The organism is Klebsiella sp. HMSC16A12, assembly GCF_001808265.1.
GTDB lineage: Bacteria > Pseudomonadota > Gammaproteobacteria > Enterobacterales > Enterobacteriaceae > Klebsiella > Klebsiella pneumoniae.
In genome coordinates this window covers 91,540-110,892 of the sequence record NZ_KV792544.1, presented here as the reverse complement: position 1 = coordinate 110,892, position 19,353 = coordinate 91,540, and the positions used below count along the sequence as shown (strand labels likewise).

20 protein-coding genes are annotated in these 19,353 nt (G+C 55.2%); 15 read left to right on the top strand and 5 right to left on the bottom strand.

Translation table 11 applies throughout. From position 1 onward, the window contains the following. Positions 1–1,176: a glycerate kinase gene (locus HMPREF3140_RS04625; protein WP_032411478.1), complete on the top strand. Its 1,176-nt coding sequence runs from the start codon at positions 1–3 to the stop codon at positions 1,174–1,176. Continuing rightward, positions 1,173–2,330: a CdaR family transcriptional regulator gene (locus HMPREF3140_RS04620; protein WP_002904834.1), complete on the top strand. Its 1,158-nt coding sequence runs from the start codon at positions 1,173–1,175 to the stop codon at positions 2,328–2,330. The genes HMPREF3140_RS04625 and HMPREF3140_RS04620 overlap by 4 nt, the downstream gene beginning before the upstream one ends. An 82-nt stretch (positions 2,331–2,412) precedes the next feature. Here the strand turns inward: HMPREF3140_RS04620 and HMPREF3140_RS04615 are convergent, their stop codons facing one another. Together HMPREF3140_RS04615 and HMPREF3140_RS04610 are read right to left on the bottom strand one after the other, a co-directional pair. Further along, positions 2,413–3,288 (bottom strand): NAD(P)-dependent oxidoreductase, encoded by an 876-nt coding sequence (locus tag HMPREF3140_RS04615; protein WP_002904832.1) that lies wholly within the window; start codon positions 3,286–3,288, stop codon positions 2,413–2,415. 111 nt (positions 3,289–3,399) lie between these two features. Further along, a complete protein-coding gene (locus HMPREF3140_RS04610) occupies positions 3,400–4,284 on the bottom strand; it encodes a LysR family transcriptional regulator (RefSeq protein WP_032411477.1) in 885 nt (294 codons plus the stop codon). Between the two features lie 111 nt (positions 4,285–4,395). Between HMPREF3140_RS04610 and HMPREF3140_RS04605 the strand changes: the two genes are divergently transcribed. Beyond that, positions 4,396–5,139: a sulfite exporter TauE/SafE family protein gene (locus HMPREF3140_RS04605; RefSeq protein ID WP_002904827.1), complete on the top strand. Its 744-nt coding sequence runs from the start codon at positions 4,396–4,398 to the stop codon at positions 5,137–5,139. Positions 5,140–5,144: 5 nt separating this feature from the next. Here the strand turns inward: HMPREF3140_RS04605 and HMPREF3140_RS04600 are convergent, their stop codons facing one another. Further along, positions 5,145–5,843: a GntR family transcriptional regulator gene (locus tag HMPREF3140_RS04600; RefSeq protein ID WP_002904825.1), complete on the bottom strand. Its 699-nt coding sequence runs from the start codon at positions 5,841–5,843 to the stop codon at positions 5,145–5,147. A gap of 267 nt (positions 5,844–6,110) precedes the next feature. On the opposite strand from HMPREF3140_RS04600, the gene HMPREF3140_RS04595 reads away from it, so the two are divergent. The 7 genes from HMPREF3140_RS04595 (at position 6,111) to iroE (ending at position 13,551) form a co-directional block, all read left to right on the top strand. Further along, positions 6,111–7,643 (top strand): PTS transporter subunit EIIC, encoded by a 1,533-nt coding sequence (locus HMPREF3140_RS04595; RefSeq protein WP_016528926.1) that lies wholly within the window; start codon positions 6,111–6,113, stop codon positions 7,641–7,643. Positions 7,644–7,654: 11 nt separating this feature from the next. Continuing rightward, positions 7,655–8,983, top strand: coding sequence for a 6-phospho-alpha-glucosidase (locus HMPREF3140_RS04590; protein WP_070552861.1), 1,329 nt, complete (start codon positions 7,655–7,657; stop codon positions 8,981–8,983). Positions 8,984–9,729: 746 nt separating this feature from the next. Further along, positions 9,730–11,175 (top strand): sugar porter family MFS transporter, encoded by a 1,446-nt coding sequence (locus HMPREF3140_RS04580; protein WP_004143440.1) that lies wholly within the window; start codon positions 9,730–9,732, stop codon positions 11,173–11,175. Next, on the top strand, positions 11,165–11,608 hold the full coding sequence (locus HMPREF3140_RS04575) for a PTS sugar transporter subunit IIA (protein ID WP_002904819.1): 444 nt from the start codon (positions 11,165–11,167) through the stop codon (positions 11,606–11,608). The genes HMPREF3140_RS04580 and HMPREF3140_RS04575 overlap by 11 nt, the downstream gene beginning before the upstream one ends. Positions 11,609–12,024: 416 nt before the next feature. Next, positions 12,025–12,264 (top strand): hypothetical protein, encoded by a 240-nt coding sequence (locus HMPREF3140_RS04565; RefSeq protein ID WP_002904816.1) that lies wholly within the window; start codon positions 12,025–12,027, stop codon positions 12,262–12,264. A 24-nt stretch (positions 12,265–12,288) separates the two neighbouring features. Continuing rightward, positions 12,289–12,429: a hypothetical protein gene (locus HMPREF3140_RS28610; RefSeq protein ID WP_002904814.1), complete on the top strand. Its 141-nt coding sequence runs from the start codon at positions 12,289–12,291 to the stop codon at positions 12,427–12,429. Positions 12,430–12,615: 186 nt separating this feature from the next. After that, positions 12,616–13,551 (top strand): siderophore esterase IroE, encoded by a 936-nt coding sequence (gene iroE, locus HMPREF3140_RS04555; protein ID WP_004148380.1) that lies wholly within the window; start codon positions 12,616–12,618, stop codon positions 13,549–13,551. Between the two features lie 33 nt (positions 13,552–13,584). Here the strand turns inward: iroE and HMPREF3140_RS04550 are convergent, their stop codons facing one another. Further along, on the bottom strand, positions 13,585–15,240 hold the full coding sequence (locus tag HMPREF3140_RS04550; RefSeq protein WP_004143447.1) for a putative bifunctional diguanylate cyclase/phosphodiesterase: 1,656 nt from the start codon (positions 15,238–15,240) through the stop codon (positions 13,585–13,587). Positions 15,241–15,536: 296 nt separating this feature from the next. On the opposite strand from HMPREF3140_RS04550, the gene HMPREF3140_RS04545 reads away from it, so the two are divergent. From HMPREF3140_RS04545 to map, 3 genes are all read left to right on the top strand, one after another. Beyond that, complete coding sequence (locus HMPREF3140_RS04545) at positions 15,537–15,785, top strand: hypothetical protein (RefSeq protein WP_070552860.1); 249 nt, start codon at positions 15,537–15,539, stop codon at positions 15,783–15,785. A 289-nt stretch (positions 15,786–16,074) separates the two neighbouring features. Then, entirely contained in the window at positions 16,075–16,293 is a 219-nt protein-coding gene (locus HMPREF3140_RS04540; RefSeq protein ID WP_002904808.1) for a ParD-like family protein, read from the top strand. Beyond that, positions 16,274–17,056 carry a type I methionyl aminopeptidase gene (gene map / locus HMPREF3140_RS04535; RefSeq protein ID WP_004179825.1) on the top strand — a complete coding sequence of 261 codons (783 nt, stop codon included), beginning with the start codon at positions 16,274–16,276 and terminating at the stop codon, positions 17,054–17,056. Before HMPREF3140_RS04540 ends, map begins: the two co-directional genes overlap by 20 nt. 228 nt (positions 17,057–17,284) lie before the next feature. On the opposite strand, the gene HMPREF3140_RS04530 is transcribed toward map, so the two are convergent. After that, the gene (locus HMPREF3140_RS04530; protein ID WP_004176193.1) at positions 17,285–17,572 is read right to left on the bottom strand and encodes a hypothetical protein; all 288 of its coding nucleotides are present in this window, start codon (positions 17,570–17,572) and stop codon (positions 17,285–17,287) included. 443 nt (positions 17,573–18,015) lie between these two features. Between HMPREF3140_RS04530 and HMPREF3140_RS04525 the strand changes: the two genes are divergently transcribed. Both HMPREF3140_RS04525 and HMPREF3140_RS04520 read left to right on the top strand, forming a co-directional pair. Further along, positions 18,016–18,579: a fimbrial protein gene (locus tag HMPREF3140_RS04525; RefSeq protein WP_004143457.1), complete on the top strand. Its 564-nt coding sequence runs from the start codon at positions 18,016–18,018 to the stop codon at positions 18,577–18,579. 77 nt (positions 18,580–18,656) lie between these two features. Continuing rightward, positions 18,657–19,352, top strand: coding sequence for a fimbrial biogenesis chaperone (locus tag HMPREF3140_RS04520; protein WP_021314351.1), 696 nt, complete (start codon positions 18,657–18,659; stop codon positions 19,350–19,352). Position 19,353 lies beyond the last annotated feature (1 nt).

Genomic DNA, 19,353 nt, shown 5'->3' with positions numbered 1-19,353 from the left:
ATGAAGATTGTTATCGCGCTGGATTCGTTTAAAGGTAGCTGCAGCGCGCAGGCCGCTTGCGCAGCGGTAGCCCAGGGATTGCGCCGGGTTGACCAGACGCTGGAGCTGGTCGAAATGCCCGTGTCCGACGGCGGAGAGGGACTGCTGTCGACTCTGGCGGATAGTCCGTTGCTTAAGGGGGCGGTGTGGCAACAGCAGCGCTGTACCTCGCCTTACGGTCTCTCCGTGCAGGCGGATTTCCTGATCCTGCCCGGCGAGCGGGCCATTATCGAGATGGCGCAAAGCTGTGGGCTCGAACTCACGCCGCCAGCGCAGCGGGATGTGCGTCAGGCCAGCAGCTACGGGCTGGGCGAACAGGTAAAGGCGGCGCTGGACGCCGGGTGTCGGCATTTGATTATCGGCCTGGGCGGCAGCGCGACCAACGATGGCGGCATCGGTTTTGCCCAGGCGCTCGGCGCGCGCTTCTGGCGTAAGGACGGCACTCTGCTGCCGGCTCCCGCGGCAGGTCAGGACCTGGCGCATATTCAGCGCATCGATTTGAGCGGTCTGGACCCGCGTCTACAGCAAAGCGAAATACAGGCCTCCTGCGATGTCACTAACCCTCTGCTTGGCGAGCATGGCGCCACCTGGGTGTATGGGGCGCAGAAAGGCGCGGACGAGGCGGCGCTCAGCGAGCTGGAGGCGGGAATGGCGCATTATAGCCAGCTGCTTACGCAAACCCTCGGATTCGACGTCAGCGGACGGCCCGGCGCCGGGGCCGCGGGCGGTATGGGGGCTGCGCTTATCGCCTATACCGGCGCCACGCTGCGTCCGGGCATTGACCTGGTGCTGGAGCTGCTTAACGCCGACGGCCATCTTCGCGATGCCGCGCTGACGATCGTGGGTGAAGGCTGGCTCGATCGGCAGAGCGCCTTTGGTAAGGCTCCGGTGGGCGTGGCAGGCAAAGCCGCACGCCATGGCGTGCCGGTTGTGGCCCTTTGCGGCGGGCGTGATGAGAGCAGCCGGCAATTATATCAACACCATATTGACGCAATGTGGTCTATTTGCCAGCGCCCTATGGCGCTGGCAGAGTCGATGAACACATGCGAACCGCTCCTCGCCGACGCCGCGGAGAATGTTCTACGAACCTTTCTGAGCGGGTGGCGCGGAGAGGCACATAAGCGGATAACTGTATGATTATTACAACAGCGCTGGCTAATGAAATTGTCGCCCGGGCAATGGCGATAATTCATCATAACGTGAATGTGATTGACCATCATGGACAGATCATTGCCTCAGGTGAACGGCATCGTATCGGCGAACAGCATGAAGTCGCCCGGGAGGTAATACGCACCGGGAAACGCATTTGTATTAACAACGCCGCGGAAGCCGCGCGTTTTCACAACGTGCATCCTGGTATTAATCATCCCATTATCTATGACGATCGCGTGGTGATGGTGGTAGGCATCAGCGGCGATCCCGCGGCGATAAGCCGCTATGCTGAACTGGCGGTGCTCACCGCCGAACTGCTGGTCCGCCAGGCCATAGAGATGCGGGAAACCAACTGGCGGCAACGTCTGCGTGACACCTTGTTTTGTCAGTATCTTGAACAAGGGGCTACGCCCGCCGGGCAAGAAGCGCTTCATCGCCTGCTGGAACTTGGTTTCGATTTTGATACACCGCGGGTTCCGATCGTAGTGACCGTGCAGGTCGAACAGCATCAGTTAAGCGACATACTGAGTACGCTGTTGCGGGAATTCTCGCAGCTCTCCGGCGTAAGTGACGTTATTTTGCTGGGCAGCCATGAAATATTGATCCTCAACGCGCTAAGCGAAGCCCAGGAAACCCTGCTGCGGGGCATTGAGTTTGTACTGAGTAATCAGATAAGCCATTACCATATCGGGATTGGCGTGCAGGCGGACAGCGCCCCGGACATTCGCGAGGCCATTCGGTTCGCCCGCTCGGTGATCGAAGTGGGTAGCAAAGTGCAGCCGCAGCGGCAGATCTACTACTTTCGCGAAATGGCAATGCTCTGCCTGTTCAGGGTGCTGGAAGACAGCTATATGGTCAATTTTTTTATCAATAACGTACGCCAGCTGCTTGAGCATGATTCCGGCGAAGTGCTGCTGGATACCCTGAGCAGCTTTATTGCCAATAATGCCGAACCGGGCAAAACGTCGCTGCTGTTGGGGATTCATCGTAATACGCTCACCTATCGGCTGCAGCAAATTAAAAAGCATATACAGCTCGATCCGATGGTCTTCACCGACCTGACGCAGCTGGCGGTGTCGGTACACTGTTATCGCCGGCTGAATCCGCGCCAGAGCGAATGGATTGATAGCTTAAGCTAACGTACGATAGATTCGAATTGATGCCCCATCCGCCAGGATAAGTGGCCACCATGGCCACTTCTTTCCTGGCGTGGGTAGGAAACTACGCTTTTGACGACGGCGACAGCCACTGATATACCGCAGACAAATCCTCTCCGGCATATCCCGCGTCCGCCGCCTGCTGCCACAGTTCGGCGATGTTTTCCAGCCCCGGCATGGTGTGCGGCTCGGCCAGGGAAAGCGCCAGCCGGGCATCTTTCAGGGCATGCGCCAGCTGCATCTGCGGGGTAAACTGCTCGCTGGCGATGGCGTCCAGTTTCACTTTGACATAGGGCGCCGCCAGCGGGCCGCCTTCCAGGGCGCTCCACAGCTGGTCGGGGGTGAAGCCCAGCGTCTTCGCCAGCTGGGCGCTTTCCGCGATGCCCTGCATCATCGAAATCAGCCAGGCATTGAGGACCAGCTTCATTTTCTGGCTGTTGCCCGCCTCGCCAAACCACTGCGTCCCGCGGGAGATAGCCGCAAACACCGGTTCGGCAGCGGCGCCCTTTTCCCTATCGCCGCTGGCGAGCACCAGGATCTGTGCCTTCTCCGCTGGGGCTTTGGTCCCCGACACCGGGGCATCAATATAGGTCATCGCTGGCTGAAGTTCCCGCAACAACGCGATGGCCTGCCGGGTCTCCGGCAGGCCAATGGTGCCCATCTGGCAATAGATCGCCTGCGGCTGACAGGCGGGCGCGATTTGCGCCAGTACCTCGAGGGTGGCCTCGCCGTCGGCGAGCATACTGATGATCACCTCGGCATCGGCCACCGCCTGCTGCGGCGTGGCGTGCAGAGATAACCCATGCGCCTGTAAATCTTCGCCGCGGGCTGGCGAACGGTTCCAGCCGGCAACGGTAAAGCCGTTTTTCAGCAGGTTACTGGCAAAAGCGTGTCCCATGGCGCCGAGTCCCAGCACCGCGACCTTTGGTAATGTACTCATCTTGTCTGTCCTGATTCGCGTCTTAATAAAAGCGGACCTCTACTATCGCATCTCTGGCACGGATGTCAGTAGCAATAACGGGCATGAAAAGTGACACTGTCACTGATGTTCTCAAGGCTGACGAAGCCATTCCAGTAAGCGGCGCATCGCTGGCGACAGGCTGGCGTCATCCTGGTAGCACAGGCACAAACGGCGCTGCGCCCAGCGGTCCTGTAACCCGATGACGGCAAAAGAATAACGCTGCCGGTAACGCTCGGCAATAACGCGCGGCAGGATCGCCCCGCCGGCGCCGTGCGCCACCATCTCGCAAAGCCCTGCAAAATGGCTCATCCTGACCCGAACGTTTAGCGCCTGGCCGAGTTCAGCTGCGTGCTGTTCGATATGCTGCTGTAGCGCACTGGTCTGATAGAGGGCGACCAACGGCTCGTTGAGCACCGCCGCAAACGCCACTTCCTGTTTTTCGGCCAGAGGGCGAGCTGGCGGCACGATCAGCACCAGCGGGTCGTCAGCGACGGGCTCGAGGCGCAGCGGCCCGGGGTCGACCGCATCGGACACCACTCCGGCCTGCGCCACGCCCGCCAGGATACAGCTGACGATATCCGCGCTGGTGCGTTCTTCGGTTTCGATCTGCACCGCCGGGTGCGCTGCCATCCAGGCGGCGAGCTTCCCCGGCAGAAAGGCCGACATCGCCGAGGTGTTGGCGAACAGGCGCAGCGTCCCCCGCTGACCGCAGGCGAAGGCGTGCATCGCCTGGCGCAGACGCTGCTGCTGCGCAAGAAGCGGGCGGGCATGGCGCGCCAGTACCTCCCCGGCCTCTGTCATCGCCACCCCGCGGGCATGACGGTGCAACAGCGGCACGCCGATCTCGGCCTCCATCTTGCGCAGCCTCTCACTGGCGGACGCCAGGGCCAGATGGGCATTCGCCGCTCCGCCGGTGATACTACCGGTATCCACGATGGCGATAAATAGCCGCAGATCGGCCAGATCCAGTCGCATCAGGCCCTCCTTTACCTTCGGTTTTTCCGTAGTCTATGGCCAACATACCGCATTGTGGCCCTCACGACCAGCTGTTTCAATGCCCCTTTATACCCTGAAAAGTGAGCCATAATGTTCGATTTACACACGATCTCTTTCCTGTTGATCTTTATTGCCGCCGGGCTGGTCAAAGGGGTGACCGGCATGGGATTGCCCACCGTGGCGATGGGCCTGCTTGGCCTGCTGATGCCGCCGCAGGCCGCAGCGGCGCTGCTGGTGCTTCCCTCGCTGCTCACCAATCTCTGGCAGTTACTGGCAGGCCCGGCGCTGGCGCAGATTGTACGCCGTCTCTGGCTTATGATGACCGGGATTATTATTGGCACGTTGGCCGGGTCCTCACTGCTGATCGGCCTCAATCCTCGGTGGTCGGCGCTGGCGCTTGGCGCCGCATTGATAGTCTATGCCGGGTATGCGCTCTGCAGTCCGGTGTTTCAGGTTTCCGGCCGCGTGGAGAAGTGGCTGTCGCCGCTCATGGGCGGGCTGACCGGCGTTATCACCGGGGCGACCGGGGTATTTGTTATTCCGGCCGTTCCCTGGCTACAGGCGCTGGGCTTTCGTCGCGACGAGCTGGTGCAGGCCCTGGGGTTGTCGTTCACCCTTTCCACTCTGGCGTTGGCGGCTGGCCTCGCCCTGCACGATGGCTGGCATGATGATGCATGGCTATTGTCGGCGCTGGCGCTGTTGCCGGCGCTGCTCGGCATGTGGCTGGGACAGCGGATCCGCTCGCGTCTCAGCCCGCAGCGCTTTCGTCAGGGCTTTCTGTTGTTCCTGCTGGCGCTGGGGATAGAGCTGATCGCCCGGGGATGGCTGGTCTGAATCCTCTAGCGGCGGGTAATGTGCTTCACATTGTACTTACTGGTGTTCTGGTAGATCTCTGAGAAATCGACGATCGCCCGGTTCTGGGCGTAGCTGATCGACTGCACCCGCAGCAGGAGGCTGTTTGGCGCCACCTGCAGCAGCTCCGCCTGCTCACGGGTCGCCAGCACCGGGGTATAGCTGCGGTGGCTCTCGATGATGGTGATATGGCACTCTTTTTTGAAATAGTTGAACTTAGACTGCTCGAGGTTACCCACGCTGAGCCAGGGGAAGGTGGCGAAGGGGATATAGCTGTTTTCCACCAGGATTGGGACCTCATCGATCAGCCGCAGCCGTCTGACGTAATACACTTTCTCCCCCGGCTGGATCTTTAACTGCTGGGCAATGGCTGGCGGGGCATCAAGCAGCGTAAATTCAATAACTTTGTTACGGTAGTTGGTGACGCCCACCACCTGCATCTGGTAGTTAAAGCCCTCCAGTTCCCCGCCATGATAGTTACTTTTACGCACAATGCAGGTTCCGCTGCCGTGCCGCCGCGCGATCAACTTTTCTTCCTCCAGTAGCGCCAGCGCTTTGCGCAGCGTCATCACCGAGACCTTCAGCTCCGCGGCGAGCGCTTTTTCGCTGGGCAGCATATCGCCGACGGCATAGTCGTCGCTGTTGATGCGGGTCCTCAGTTCAGTGGCAATCTTTTTATAAATCACTTTTAGATGTCTCGATGGAGTGGCGCCAGTCAACGGTAACCATGAATAACTTCATGTAATTAGATGATTATTTTTATCTTGCAGCGAAAAAATCAACAATGACACATCTATAAATCACGCCATATTTATATATCTGTCCAGCAATAATATATATGACTTTCGTCACAGATGGCCCTTTTCCTGCTCGGGATCCCGGTGGTCTGCTCCTAGTCTGATAAGCCTATTCATCAGGTGATGACAGCGGTCTGCAAAGACGAGAGGACAACCATGATTGGAGTGAAAAAGCTTCAGGACTTTTCCAAGGCGATGATCGGGCCGGTGCTGTATCTGCCAGCTATCGGCCTGTTGATCGCCCTGTTCAGCATGACGACCAACCGGCTGTGGGTGGATGAAAGCAGCGGGCTCTACCTGATGGGGAAATTTGTCTCCAGTATGCTCTGGGCGCTGATGAACCATCTTGGGTTTCTGTTCTGCCTTGGGCTGGCCAGCGGTCTGGCGAAAACCCGCAAGGCCGAAGCGGCCTTCGTGGCGGCCATGACCTGGCTGATGTACCTGGCGGCGAATAATAGCTGGCTAACCCTCACCCATCGCCTGGCGACCGGAGCCACCAACGCGCAACTGTACGGCAGCGGACAAACCTTTATCTTCGGTTTTCAGGTTATCGATATGGGCGTATTCCTTGGGATTATCCTTGGCTGCGCTGTCGCCTTTGTCCATAATCGCGTGGTTGGGATTGAGTTTCGCGGCGCGCTGTCGATCTACGGCAACAGTAAGCTGGTGCTGATCGTGATGCTGCCGCTGGTTGGCATGTTCGCCATCGCCACCGTCTATCTCTGGCCGGTAGTGGAGCTGGGCATTTCGGCGCTGACCGGCTTTATGAAATCCTTTGGCGCCATCGGGGTCTTCCTGTACGGCTTTCTCAACCGGTTCCTGATCCCCACCGGGCTGCATCATCTGATCTGGTCGCCGTTCGTTTTTACCTCTATCGGCGGTCAGCTGCTGATCGATGGTCAGACCGTCATTGGCGCTAAGCCTATTTTCCTGGCCGAAATCGCCCGCCACCCCGTTGACGCGCTCAGTGATTCCGCCCGTTTCCTCACCTATGGGATGGTGAAGATTTTTGGCACCGCCGGCATGGCGCTCGCCTTCTACCGTACGGCGAAACCGGAGAATAAGCAGCGGTTGAAAGTCACGCTGATCCCCTTGATTGTTACCTCCGTCCTGGTGGGGATCACCGAACCTTTTGAGTTTCTCTTTATCTTCACCGCCCCATTGCTGTGGCTTATCTACTCCCTGCTGGACGGTTTTTTCCAGATGCTGGCCTGGCTGCTTCACGTCAGGGTCTGCGCCACTAACGGTCTCATCGATTTCGTCGTCTATAACCTCCCGGCGGGAGTCAGCGCGACGCGCTGGCCGGTGTTTGTCGCCCTCGGTCTGCTGGAAACCGCGACCATGTACCTGGTCGGCACCTTCTGTATTACCCGTCTGCGGCTGCTCACCCCGGGCCGCGAAACCGCAGCCGAAGATGAGCATTCGCAACAGGCTAATAGCGAGCATCCGGATAAAGGCGCGCTGGTGATTGCCGGGCTGGGAGGGAAAGAGAATGTCTGTGCGGTGGGCAACTGTTTTACCCGTCTGCGGGTTGATGTGCGGGACCCCGCCCTTATCCAGCAGACGCTGTTGAAAGAGAGCGGCGGGAGCAGCGTGCTGATTAAAGGAAACCATGTCCAGGTTATCTATGGCCTGGGAGTTAACAAAATTCGAACGGCGGTCAACGCCAGTCTGGGTGTTATTGAATAACGAGGTGGTAAATGAAAGATAATTTTGTGGACACCATTGCCGGCGGCGGCAGTACTTATACCCCTGGGATTGTGATGATGTTACTGGAAAATATGTCGCGCTTTCCCCTGCGGGAGATCCGTCTGTATGACAACCATCACCAGCGTCAGAAGACTATCGGCGACGCCTGCGCCATCCTGGTGGCTGAACGCTTCCCACAGGTGAAGTTCAGCTATACCACCGATCCGCAGGCGGCCTTTACCGACGTCGATTTCGTGATGGCGCATATTCGCGTTGGCCTGTATGAGATGCGGGAAAAGGATGAAAAGATCCCGCTGAAATATAGCGTGCCGGGCCAGGAGACCTGTGGTCCGGGTGGGATTGCCTACGGTATGCGCTCGATTGCCGGGGTGCTGGAGCTGGTCGATTATATGCAGCAGTACGCTCCAGGGGCCTGGATGCTCAACTACTCCAACCCGGCGGCTATCGTCGCGGAAGCGACCCGTCGCCTGCGGCCCGACGCGCGCATCATCAACATCTGCGATATGCCGGTGGCTATCGAGGGTCTGTTCGCCGACATCCTCGGCCTGCCGTCGCGCAAAGCGCTGAACGTTCGTTACTATGGCCTGAACCACTTCGGCTGGTGGACCAGCATCACCGATAAAGCCGGTAACGATTTGATGCCGGCGCTGAAGCGTCACGTGGCGGAGCAGGGATACAGCAGCCCAAAAGAAGACTTTCAGCATAAGGCGCCGAGTTGGATCGAGACCTTTAAAAAGGTGAAGGATGTGTTTGCCCTCGATCCGTCGACGCTGCCTAACACCTATCTGAAATACTATCTCTACCCGGACTATGAAGTGGCGCATTCCGACCCGGAGTTTACGCGGGCCAACGAGGTGATGGCCGGACGCGAAAAAGAGGTCTTTGATATGGCCCGGGAGATCACCCGTCGCGGCACGGCGGAAGGCGCGCATTTCCATGCCGGGGCCCATGCCACCTTTATCGTCGACCTCGCCTGCGCCATCGCCTTTAACACCCAGGAGCGGATGCTGTTGATCGTCGAGAACAACGGGGCCATCGCCAACTTCGATGAGACGGCGATGGTGGAAGTCCCCTGCCTGGTGGGCGTTAATGGTCCGGAACCGCTGGCGATGGGGAAAATCCCGTCATTCCAGAAAGGGTTGATGGAGCAGCAGGTGGCAGTTGAGAAACTGGTGGTTGACGCCTGGATTGAGGGCAGTTACCAGAAACTGTGGCAGGCCATCGCCCTGTCGAAAACGGTGCCCAGCGCTTCGGTGGCGAAAGCCATCCTCGATGAACTGATCGTCGCCAACGAAGGCTACTGGCCCGCACTGCACTGATCTTTTTCGTGATGGGTAAGATGCAGAGAATCCCCCCTTCTCTGCATTTTTACCCGGTGTTTCCCCCGGTGATGCATTCATCCTTAACCTCCGCCCCCGTGGGCAAAGCGAATCGCTCATTTCCCCCTTCAGACCGGAGGTAAAAGGCCTCTATCTTCATTTTGCCCCGATCGTGACAATGAAATATAAATTCTATTCTTCAATATTATGGCGTAAAAATGTGATCTGCGTAGTATTCTTCGATTTACATTAACCCACTGAAAACAACATCGTTATTACCTCACTGTAAATTTAACCTGCTTTTCATGGGGATATACTCCCTTTAGCCTTTGTGATTGGCTTCATGCATTTACCATTCTGCAACACTGATTTGAAATTAAATTTTCATAATGTGATCTTGTTGCATGTTCATTCCATTTCTTTGTGCCATATTCTTACCACGGTAAATCGCCGGAGCGACAGCAACGTGCCACACCAGAGCGCTGTTCATCGGCAAATGTCGTCGCGACTGACGCACTAAAGACCGCTAACCCGCAAAGGAGAACGGATATCGACTACATCCATGTCAACACCAAGCCGTAAACCTCTTTGACCGCCATTGCTTAGCGTACCCTGCCTTGTGCTGAGCAATTACACAAAGAAGAAAATCATTTAATTCAGTTAGATACGACAACACAGGCGTGATAAATCCTGACTGGGGAGATGTATTTTTATCTTGTGTCGTTCAACAAAATAAAGGGACTACCATGTCATTTATAACAAACCTGAACCAGCAACAGAGAAAACGACTTCATCAGATCACCTTAGTGGCCACCTTCGGCGGCCTGCTTTTCGGTTACGACACCGGCGTTATCAACGGCGCCTTTTCCTCACTGAAGCAGTACATGGCGCTGACCCCAACCACCGAAGGGCTGGTAATGAGCGTTCTGCTGGTCGGCGCCGCGCTGGGCAGCGTGTTTGGCGGCAAATTTGCCGATTACTTCGGCCGGCGTAAATATTTACTCTTTCTCTCCTTTGTTTTTCTCATCGGCGCGTTGCTTTCCGCCGCGGCCCCCGATATCACTACCCTGCTGATTGCCCGCGCCCTGCTGGGCTATGCCGTCGGCGGCGCTTCGGTCACCGCCCCCACTTTTATTTCAGAAGTGGCGCCTACCGAGATGCGCGGCAAGCTGACCGGCCTGAATGAAGTCGCCATCGTCATTGGCCAGCTGGCGGCGTTTGCCATCAACGCGATCATTGGCATCATCTGGGGCCATCTGCCGGACGTCTGGCGCTATATGCTGCTGGTACAAGCGATTCCGGCCATCTGCCTGTTCGTTGGCATGTGGCGCGCGCCGGAAAGCCCGCGCTGGCTGATCAGCAAAAATCGTCATGATGAAGCGCTGCATATCCTCAAACAAATCCGCCCGGCGGAACGCGCGCAGAAGGAGTACGATGACATCTCTACCCTGATCAAAATTGAAGCTGGTAATAAGTACAGCGCCCAGAGCACCTTTGCGACGATTGTCAAAACACCCTGGATCCTCAAAATTTTGCTGGTCGGCATTACCTGGGCCGCACTGCAGCAAACCACCGGCGTTAACGTCATTATGTATTACGGTACGGAAATCCTGAGTGCCGCCGGTTTCTCAGAGCGTACTTCGCTGATCTGCAACGTGCTGAACGGTGTTTTCTCCGTGGGCGGTATGCTGATCGGGGTACTGTTCCTTGTCGACCGCTTCAAACGTAAGACAATCATCATCTACGGTTTCGCCATTATGGCAACCCTGCATCTGATTATCGCCGCTGTCGATTACACCCTGGTGGGTGACCTGAAAGCTACCGCCATCTGGCTGCTGGGCGCGCTGTTCGTCGGCGTGATGCAGGGCTCCATGGGCTTTATTACCTGGGTGGTATTAGCCGAACTGTTCCCGCTGAAATTCCGCGGGCTGTCGATGGGGATCTCGGTATTTTTCATGTGGATCATGAACGCGGTGGTCAGCTATCTGTTCCCGCTGCTGCAGGCAAAACTGGGCCTTGGGCCAGTCTTCTTTATCTTCGCCGCCATTAACTATTTAGCCATTCTTTTCGTGGTCTTTGCCCTGCCCGAGACCTCCAATAAATCGCTTGAGCAGTTAGAAGCAGAGCTGTCAGCAAACCATGAAGATAAAAAATCCACTCGTCTCACCAGGGAGGTTGGTTATGATCGATAACATCACGCTGGATAATCTGCATATTGGCTGCAAAGCCAGTAATAAAGCGGAAGTCATCGCCATGATCGGCGCGGAGTTTAAAGCCAAAGGCTATGTCAATCAGGAATGTGTCCACTTTCTGCTGGAGCGTGAACATCAGGTCTCGACCTTTTTAGGCAATGGCATCACCCTGCCGCATTTGCCGAAATCCGCGACGGATATCATCCTTAAAACCGGGATTGAGATCTATCAGTTTCCTGATGGCGTAATCTGGGATCGGAGCAATGTAATGTTTATTGCCATCGGCGTGATCGCGAAAGAGAAAGAGCATATTGACGTACTCAAGGAAATTGCCTCGATATTTAGCGATGAGCTGATCGCTAATGCACTGTCATTAATCTCTGACAAACATGATTTCCTGAAAATTCTGCAGCATAACGCCTTGCCCCATTAAGTATGACACCGACCGGAGCTCTGGCCCCGGTCGGATTTTCACCCCTCGCCCAGCAAACATGGCGAATAATCTGATTCTCCCCGTTATAACCTCAATGGCAATAATAACCAGAGAAACCAACGTATTGCTACTTGCTTGAAGTACGCGCATTAGCGCAGGCATTTCATAACTAAAATCCCATTAAAACAATGAGTTAAATATTCTTCAGAGCTACTGACCCTCAGGTTTATTGCTCGCGCTGTTAGCACCGTACGCCAGTGATTCCTGCGGTATTCCATTAGTTTTGATTTATATCAATACCTGTTCGATCGTTAAAATGCATTTTACAGCGCGATTATTTTAGCAGGGTGAATACGACATTGGTTTTACGATTGGGATATTTATTTAGCCGACCCGCAAGTCTGTGGGGATGGCTGATGTGTAATGCGTTTAACGGTATTGCGATTGTCCTCTGCTTTCGTGGCATAAGCAGCGTCACCGGTTTCAGCGAGGCGATCTGGCAGGTCATCATCACGCTGGCTATTATCATATCGACCTGGTACAGCGCTAACTATTTTGCTGCGCTGGAAGCTCGACGCGATAAACGACGCTATCTGCTGCTGGCCTGGGTGGTCATGACCATTCTGTTGAATTTTATTCACCTTGGCGGTGGTTAACGCCATCTATTAAAGGATCATACCATGACGCTGGCGATGCTGTTGGTGCTTATCAGCCACCATAAAGGGCTGACGCTCTTGCTGATCGTAATTATTGCGCTGCTGTTTATTGCGCTCACTCCGCTGGTCAAAAAACTGTTGAGTCACCTTCACGATCGTTCCTGAATTTTCTTTTATGACCGCCTACAGGGGGCCTTCTCTTCGTCATCTCCGTTTATCCCGTCACCCGCTCCCCCAGCATACAGTTTGTGGCAACGCCAGAAAAAGTAATGAGAACCATTATCATAAAAGCTGTGCTAACGTGTCAGCCCACAATAACGCCTGAAGCAACAAAGCAGGGGGACAGACGAGGTGAAGTTGAGTTCAGGGAGCATCACAACAGGTCGTACGAGCGGGCTGCTGACGCTGGCGATTGGCGCACTCTTCTACAGCAGCGGCAGTATTGCCCGGCCGGATCTTCAGCCGCTGGGGCCGAACATTGCGGATAAAGGGTCGGCGTTTTACCACTTTACGCAACGCCAGTATGACTCTGCCGATGGCGAACGTCACTACCGGGTATGGACCGCAGTGCCGGACAAAGCCCCGCCCGCCGCCGGCTATCCGGTACTGTATATGTTGGATGGCAACGCGGTGATGGATAAACTCGACGACGCGTTTCTGCAGCAGCTCTTCGCCGGCTCCCCGCCGGTGATCGTCGCTATCGGCTACCAGACCGCGCTGCCCTTTGATACCGCAGCCCGCGCCTGGGATTACACCCCACCGCTAAAGACGCATGAGCCTCGCGCCGGGAAACCCGCGCTACCGCCGCGTAAAACCGGCGGCAATGATGTTTTTCGCCAGCTGCTGACCGAAACGATGGTTCCCCAGACGGAAGCTAACCTGAAAATAGATCCCCACCAGCGCGCTATCTGGGGCCACTCCTACGGCGGATTGTTTGTGCTCGACGCGTGGAGGAAGGCTTCGCCGTTTGGGATCTACTATTCCGCCAGCCCGTCGCTAGGTCAGGCCCTGCAATCGCCTTTGCAGGCAAGCCAAAGTCTTGATGCCGTCCGCTTTCGCGGGAAATCGCTGTACCTACTCGAGGGTGACGGTAAAGCCCGTGGAGAGCCGTCCGGGCACGAGGCCTCGCTTGAGGTGTTGCGTCAAACCCAACAGCAGCTTGCCAGTAAAGGGTTGACCGTAGCCTTCTGGCGCTACCCCGGTCTGACGCACGGTCAGATGTTCGAGGTCTCGCTGCGCTCGGCGCTGCTGCATCTTTCCGGGCAGGCAGCGCTTGCGCATCAGTAACGCCCTTACGCCCACCAGCGGAGGGTGGGCGCATCAGCGCCGGTCGGGCAGGTGTTTGATATCGACCGGCTCGCCGAACAGAAATCCCTGCATCTCATCACATCCCTCCTCTTCGAGGATCTGCAGTTGTCCAGCCGTTTCCACCCCCTCGGCGATAAGCGGCGTATTGATCGAATTGCCCAGCGAAATAATGGCTCGCACGAATGAGCGTACCTGAGGGTTGCTCTCCACATCTGTCATAAAGCTGCGGTCGAGTTTGATGACGTCGAAATGAAAATCGCGCAGCATGCTCAGGGAGGAGTAACCGGTGCCAAAGTCATCCAGCGCAATACTGATCCCCATTTTTTGCAGATGATGCAGAACGCTGAACGCCAGCTGTTTATTGATCACAAACGCCGTTTCGGTGACCTCAAACTCCAGCAGACTGACCGGGTAGGCGGTACGCATCAGGATCTCGCGGACTTTTTCGATAAAGCTACGATGACGCAACTGCACCGGAGAGATATTGACCGAAACTTTTCTGTTCAAACCATTTTCCAGCGATTCGTTACACACCTGCTCGAGCACCCAGTAACCTAAGGGCACGATAGCGCCGCTCTCTTCGGCGATGGGAATAAACACGTCCGGCGGGATCGTCCCCAGCTGCGGATGCTGCCAGCGCAGCAGCGCCTCGTAACCGGTGATGCTACGATCTTTGATGTTGCGGATAGCCTGATAGTGGAGCGAAAACTCCCCGGCGTGAATACCGCGCCGGATATCGGCGGCCATCATATTGCGCTGCCGCGTCTTGTCATCCATTTCACGTTCATACCAGCAAATCTTATGGTCGAGGCTGCTTTTTGCCCGATACATAGCCAGATCGGAATTGCTCAGTATCGTATTAATATCCGTGCCGTCCTCCGGGTAGACTGAGATGCCAATGCTGGCGGAGAGAACCACTTCCGTCGCGGCAAACGTCTGCTTACCGCTGAAGCAGTGCCACAGGCGCGCAGCAAAGGCATCCACTTCCCCCTCATCGGAAAAAGGTTTAACGGCCACAAACTCATCGCCGCCGAAGCGGGCGACCATCTCCTCCTTCTGCAGCGTTTTGAGCACGGCGCCCGCCACGCGCTGCAGCAGCTGGTCACCAATCAGATGGCCCTGCAGATCGTTAATCTCTTTAAATTTGTCTAAATCGATCGTGAAAATGGCAAAGCGGCGGGCATCATTTCCAGTGATCAGCTTCTCCACCCGTTCAAAAAACTCCACCCGATTGGGTAAACCGGTTAACGCATCGTAGCGCGCCATCCAGGCGATGCGGTCGTTAATCGCCTTCTGTTCACTAATGTCGCGGGTAATTTTGGCAAAACCCAGCAGGGTGTTCTGCTCATCGCGGATGGTATCGATCATGACATGCGCCCAGAATCGGGACCCGTCTTTGCGATACCGCCAGCCTTCCCCTTCAAACTGCCCGCTACGCAGGGCGATTTCCAGGTTTTTTGCGGGTACACCGGAGAGTTGCTCAGCTTCGCTATAGAAGAGACCGAAGTAGCGACCGATGATCTCGTCGCTCAGGTACCCTTTTGCCCGGCGGGCGCCCTCATTCCAGCTAATGACCGTGCCGTCGGCGCTCAGCATATAGATGGCATAATCTTTAACGCTTTCAATAAAGTGGCGATAGGCAATATCCGTCAGGTGATCGTTACTCATGGTACAGCGCTCTCTGTGGCTCGGTCGTGGCAAAACGCATTAGATATAGCAGAATTACGCCTATTAAGAATACAAGGAGATAGCCTTTTGTTGGCCTCTTTCTGACCCGGACACCGCAGTAGGCGCGGCGGACGCTCTCGTTAAGCGTAGTGGACCAGGCCGTCCGAAGGAGTGATATTCCCCGCGATTTTTGCACTTAGGTCGCCCACTAATAGTTACTTTTATTGATTAAAAAGTTTGATTGAAAGAATAAATAAAAGGAGTAATGTTAATAATACTTTCTATGGAGGTTAAATATGTTGCGTGATTATTTAAAAGTGGAAAAAGAAGACCAGCTTGTTGAACAACAGAGTCGGCATGACAATAGCCAGCATTATTCTTCGGTGACCGAATGGGTTATTTTAAGTAAAGATGGCCAGCGCAAAGGCCGGGTATCCCTGTTTGACCGCTTCCCCACCCGCCGCTCCTGGAGCGACAGTTTCCGCATTACGCAGTTCGATAATGCGGGTAAAGTGGTGGTGGATAAACTCACTGACGCGCTGTAAATCCTTCGGATTCCCGGCCTGACGGGAGAATATTAATACGCAAAATTAACACCTGCATAAAATATATTGATGCGTCGCCATCATGTTATTTTCTTTCTGCATACCGATAATCTAATGGGTAATTTTCGCCATGGTGCACAGCGCGAATTTTTAACCCGAAAAAATGCTGAATATAAGCCCGCTGGTCGGGCTTTTTTGCATGGTGCTCGCCATCTACGCCACAAAATGCCAAGGACATCCCGCACTGGATTGTATACGATGTATATACGAATCGTTACGGTATATATCTATGGGAATCGTCAAAATCTCCGATCTGCTGCACGATGATATTCGTGATGCCAGCAAAGCCATGTCCCGCTCCGTCAATGCCCAGGCGGAATACTGGATCCGTCTGGGCATGATGAGCGAACTCTACCCTGAGCTTAACCACCAGCAGATCAAACTGCTGATGCTGAAATCCGGCTCTGACCGTCTGCTGGAGGTGATCAATGCCATCAATAATCATTAAAACCGCCGACGAACTCGCCCGGCAGCGCCATGCCGGCCAGCTGCTGGCGTCAGTGTTTGATATGCTGGATACTTTTATCGTTCCCGGCGTAACGACGATGGCGATTAACGATCGAGTGGAAGATTTTATCGTCAACCAGCTGCACGCCCGCCCGGCCAGCAAGGGGCAATACGATTTTCCCTATGTGTTGAACACTTCCATTAACGATGTGGTGTGCCACGGGATCCCCAAAGCGACCGAACATCTGCGCTCCGGGATGATTGTTAACGTCGATATCACCCTCGAGAAAGCGGGCATGATTGCCGACTCCAGTAAGATGTACCTGATAGGCGATGTCTCCCCGCTGGCCCGCCGGCTGGTAAAGACTACCTATGAAGCGATGTGGAAAGGCATTGAGGTGGTGAAGCCTGGCGCGACGCTGGGCGATATTGGCCACGCTATTCAGCGCTGGGTGGAGGAACATGGCTATAGCGTGGTCAGAGAATATTGCGGTCACGGCGTCGGTCAGGAAATGCATGAGGAACCGCAGGTGCTGCATTACGGCCGCCCCGGAGAAGGCGCCGTGCTGCAGGAAGGCATGGTGTTCACCATTGAGCCGATGGTCAACCAGGGCGACAGCCGTATCAAAACCAAAAAAGATGGCTGGACGGTGGTTACCCGCGATAAAAAACTCTCCGCGCAATGGGAGCACACCGTGGCCGTCACCGCCAACGGTTTTGAGGTGCTGACGTTACGCGACGATGAACAGTCTCGGATCCGCTGAGTTGCTTCCCTTTCTCTATGACGGTGGGCCGCTTTCCGATCCCGGAGCTCGCTTGGGCGCCAGACGACACCTGATTCTGCCGCCGGGCGGCGGCAATAATTGTTTTCATGAATGATTTTCTGCGCGCGCGTCTGCCCGCTGGTTATGGCTGATGCGCGCATAAACCGCACAACGGTTTATCCTTTTACCTCCTTGCATCAGCTTACTCTTCATTGCCTTTATCCCGCCTTAGCGATAGCGAATAATGACATCCGCTTCGCTATGCTGCGCATTTCGCCAGTGAATACTGACCTCACCACGATTGTCCGGCATGGCGTAGCGAGGACGGTTGTTTGTCAAGGCGACCTGTTCCGGTGAATGGTGCTGGCACGAGACATCGATACGATCGTGCCGGGGGGCGATAACACAGGCCGGATTGATGACCCGTCCTGAAAAATGAACCTGGCCGGAAAGCGCAGCAGACGACGCCAGCGGCGCCAGGCACAGACATAGCAGAGCGAGACGGAATGGAGACATAGCAATCTTCCTTGATAACGGGTGACACTGCGCGGCACAGCATCGTTTCTGTGCCCTACAACCTGCGGCTTCCTGCCGTCACTCCACGCTACTGCAAAATAGCGGCAGCGTAAATGATTATTCCGGGCCACCCGGTCAACTGCCGGGAATAACAACAACTTTTCGTAAAATTTGCTCAGAACAGTTATCTCCCGGAAATAATGCATTATACGTATGGGACTCTTTTCAATATTTAATGAGATTATACTTACACCAAAAAATAAATAATGTTACAGCTTAACACATCTTATCAATGGGCCTTTACGATGTTCTCCGTATAATCCCGCTCCCGACGGTAATATACATTAGCGATGCTTACCGTTTTTTGTGAACAGAAATAAAAAACATGCTTTAAAAATGTTAAACGCTTTTGTTAACTTGTGATTATTTAATAAGGTTTGAGTATGAAAGAAAAAGGCACCCTGCTGGTTGTTGGTTCACTGCTGGCCTTAAGTCTGGCTACTGTGACCACCGCCCGCGCGGCGGGTACACTGAATTTCACCGGTAAAATTATTAACGAGTCCTGCCAGATCGCCAATAACGGTGGCGATGTTAATGTCGATTTTGGCAACGTCGATATGTCGGCGCTGAAATCCCATGAAGCGAAAACCGCAGAAACGCCGTTCACTATCAACCTCACCGGTTGCCCACTGGCGCAGAACATCAGTATCAGCCTGGAAGGTACTCCGGACACCAACGCTAACGGCACCAGCGCCGCCGTGCTGGCGCTCTCTGACGCCGCGGATACCGCCAAAGGGGTGGGCATTGAAGTCTTCTCTTCCCCTGACGGCTCAACGGAAGGCACTCAGCTGACCTTTGACAAGCAGAGCAAAACGGCGGTTTCGCAAGCCGACGAAAACGGTGATATTGCATTTAACTTTATTGCCGATCTGAAGAGCGATTCCTCACAGGATGTCACCGCCGGCAATATTAATGCCACGGCCAATATTGATATTGTGTACGAATAGAATGTCCTGATTGCCACTTTTCCAAGGGCAGCGTCCCCCTGCCCTTATTCTCATTCCTCGTGACCGGATCCTCAATTATGCAGTGTTATAAAGCGGCTTTTATCCTGAGCCTTCTCTTTTGCCCGTTCCTGGCGTCTGCCGCCGGGGTTGCCATTGCCGGCACACGTGTCATTTATAATGAACAAAGCCATGAGGCAGACATCACGGTAAAAAACACCAATCCTCACGATCCGGTGCTTATTCAGAGCTGGGTAGACGATCTGGCTGATAATAATAAATCACCGTTTATCGTCACCCCGCCATTGTTCCGTCTGGATGCCGGAGACAGCAACGATCTGCGCGTCCTATTAACCTCGGCGCAACTGCCAAACGATCGGGAAAGTTTGTTCACCCTGAATATCAAAGTGATCCCTGCCAATACCGCGCCGGCTGGCGAGAACATTCTGCAATTTGCTATAAAGAATCAACTGAAGCTCATTTATCGCCCGGCAGGGCTCCCTGGCTCGGCGCTCAACGCGGCGCAGCACCTGCGCTGGCGGGTCAGCGGCAACCACCTGCAGGCGGAGAATGCCTCCCCCTATTATGTGACTATCACCACGCTCACCTGCGCGGGCCAGAACCAGAAAACGCCGCTTGAGCGCAGCGTGATTGCTCCTCACAGCCGTGAAGATTATGCCCTCCCCGGCGAGGCCTGCGCCCGCGAGGTGAGCTGGCGCATTCTGGATGACTTTGGCGCTGTGCAGACGTTTAGCGCCCCCGTTTCGGCGCACTAAG

What these genes read in the sequence shown, in the direction of transcription:
- HMPREF3140_RS04625 (WP_032411478.1), top strand. Translation starts at nt 1, where the DNA reads ATGAAGATTGTTATCGCGCTGGATTCGTTTAAAGGTAGCTGCAGCGCG.
- HMPREF3140_RS04620 (WP_002904834.1), top strand. Translation starts at nt 1,173, where the DNA reads ATGATTATTACAACAGCGCTGGCTAATGAAATTGTCGCCCGGGCAATG.
- HMPREF3140_RS04615 (WP_002904832.1), bottom strand. Translation starts at nt 3,288, where the DNA reads ATGAGTACATTACCAAAGGTCGCGGTGCTGGGACTCGGCGCCATGGGA.
- HMPREF3140_RS04610 (WP_032411477.1), bottom strand. Translation starts at nt 4,284, where the DNA reads ATGCGACTGGATCTGGCCGATCTGCGGCTATTTATCGCCATCGTGGAT.
- HMPREF3140_RS04605 (WP_002904827.1), top strand. Translation starts at nt 4,396, where the DNA reads ATGTTCGATTTACACACGATCTCTTTCCTGTTGATCTTTATTGCCGCC.
- HMPREF3140_RS04595 (WP_016528926.1), top strand. Translation starts at nt 6,111, where the DNA reads ATGATTGGAGTGAAAAAGCTTCAGGACTTTTCCAAGGCGATGATCGGG.
- HMPREF3140_RS04590 (WP_070552861.1), top strand. Translation starts at nt 7,655, where the DNA reads ATGAAAGATAATTTTGTGGACACCATTGCCGGCGGCGGCAGTACTTAT.
- HMPREF3140_RS04580 (WP_004143440.1), top strand. Translation starts at nt 9,730, where the DNA reads ATGTCATTTATAACAAACCTGAACCAGCAACAGAGAAAACGACTTCAT.
- HMPREF3140_RS04575 (WP_002904819.1), top strand. Translation starts at nt 11,165, where the DNA reads ATGATCGATAACATCACGCTGGATAATCTGCATATTGGCTGCAAAGCC.
- HMPREF3140_RS04565 (WP_002904816.1), top strand. Translation starts at nt 12,025, where the DNA reads ATGTGTAATGCGTTTAACGGTATTGCGATTGTCCTCTGCTTTCGTGGC.
- HMPREF3140_RS28610 (WP_002904814.1), top strand. Translation starts at nt 12,289, where the DNA reads ATGACGCTGGCGATGCTGTTGGTGCTTATCAGCCACCATAAAGGGCTG.
- HMPREF3140_RS04550 (WP_004143447.1), bottom strand. Translation starts at nt 15,240, where the DNA reads ATGAGTAACGATCACCTGACGGATATTGCCTATCGCCACTTTATTGAA.
- HMPREF3140_RS04545 (WP_070552860.1), top strand. Translation starts at nt 15,537, where the DNA reads ATGTTGCGTGATTATTTAAAAGTGGAAAAAGAAGACCAGCTTGTTGAA.
- HMPREF3140_RS04540 (WP_002904808.1), top strand. Translation starts at nt 16,075, where the DNA reads ATGGGAATCGTCAAAATCTCCGATCTGCTGCACGATGATATTCGTGAT.
- map (WP_004179825.1), top strand. Translation starts at nt 16,274, where the DNA reads ATGCCATCAATAATCATTAAAACCGCCGACGAACTCGCCCGGCAGCGC.
- HMPREF3140_RS04530 (WP_004176193.1), bottom strand. Translation starts at nt 17,572, where the DNA reads ATGTCTCCATTCCGTCTCGCTCTGCTATGTCTGTGCCTGGCGCCGCTG.
- HMPREF3140_RS04525 (WP_004143457.1), top strand. Translation starts at nt 18,016, where the DNA reads ATGAAAGAAAAAGGCACCCTGCTGGTTGTTGGTTCACTGCTGGCCTTA.
- HMPREF3140_RS04520 (WP_021314351.1), top strand. Translation starts at nt 18,657, where the DNA reads ATGCAGTGTTATAAAGCGGCTTTTATCCTGAGCCTTCTCTTTTGCCCG.